Origin of the sequence: Nitrosomonas sp. Nm166, from assembly GCF_900112825.1 — a bacterium.
Classification (GTDB): domain Bacteria; phylum Pseudomonadota; class Gammaproteobacteria; order Burkholderiales; family Nitrosomonadaceae; genus Nitrosomonas.
Genome location: NZ_FONE01000126.1, coordinates 1 through 1,030 on the forward strand (window position 1 = coordinate 1; position 1,030 = coordinate 1,030).

Below are 1,030 nucleotides of genomic sequence, written 5' to 3' on the forward strand. Positions count from 1 at the left end.
CAGTAATAATATAAGCCTTTACCTTTGGTAGAGGTCATCATGGCACGGAAGGCAAGTGGAACGGAGCAACTTGAGGTAGCGATGGAACGGTTAAAGAAAGCCAAGACTGCGGCAGAGCTCCGAGCTGCGCAAGCGATCGTGCTGCCATTGGCACTGGGTTTGAGTCTAGAGCAGACGGCGCTTGCCATTGGACGTTCGGTAGGAGTCACTTGCAGAATGCGCACCCGGTATGATCCAGCGATGGGAGAAGAAAAGAAAACTACGCGTAGCAAGCGTGAGTTACGTAACCGCGCCAAGGCCAGTCTGGAGCAGGAAGCCAGGATTCTGGATGAAGTGCTGAGTGAGGCCGCTACCGGTGGCGTTGTCATTGTTCCGCCCTTGAAACCAGCGGTTGAAGCCAGGCTGGGCAAGTCCCTGGCGTTGTCCACTCTATACCAGATGCTGGCACGGCATGGCTGGCGAAAACTGGCCCCGGATAAAAGCCATCCGCAAACTGACCCAGCGGCGCGCGAGGCATGGAAAAAAAACTTCCCGAGCGGCTAACCGAGGAGGTAGCGGCTTTTACGGTTCCACGCCCGCTGCGCCTAATGTTTCAAGACGAAGCGCGTTTCGGTCGCATCAGCGATGTGCGGCACTGCTGGGACAAGAAGCCCCATCGTCCCGTGGTACGTGCCATGCTGACGCAGCAATACACCTACGCCTATGGCGCAGTCAGCCCATTGGATGGACGGTTTGATTCCCTGATCTTGCCTTGGGTGAATGGGGACTGCATGCAACTCTTCGTGGATGAAATCGCGGCACGTTACCCGCATGAAAATATCGTTATGGTGATGGACGGTGCAGGCTGGCACAAAAGCCAGACCATGAAATTGGCAGAGAATATGCGACTCTTGTTTCTGCCTCCTTACTCACCAGAACTCAATCCGCAGGAACATGTGTGGGATGAATTACGGGAAAAATTCTTTCATAACCGTGCCTTCGATAGTTTGGATGCGCTTGAGATACATCTGGAGAGCGCGCTAAAAAGCCT

2 protein-coding genes are annotated in these 1,030 nt (G+C 54.3%); both read left to right on the forward strand.

Translation table 11 applies throughout. The features are described 5' to 3' along the window. Positions 1-39 precede the first annotated feature (39 nt). A complete protein-coding gene (locus BM021_RS15075) occupies positions 40-543 on the forward strand; it encodes a winged helix-turn-helix domain-containing protein (RefSeq protein ID WP_090721778.1) in 504 nt (167 codons plus the stop codon). Beyond that, positions 516-1,030 (forward strand): IS630 family transposase (locus BM021_RS15865; protein ID WP_218147894.1); only part of this gene is annotated, 515 nt, incomplete at its 3' end. The genes BM021_RS15075 and BM021_RS15865, both read left to right, overlap by 28 nt.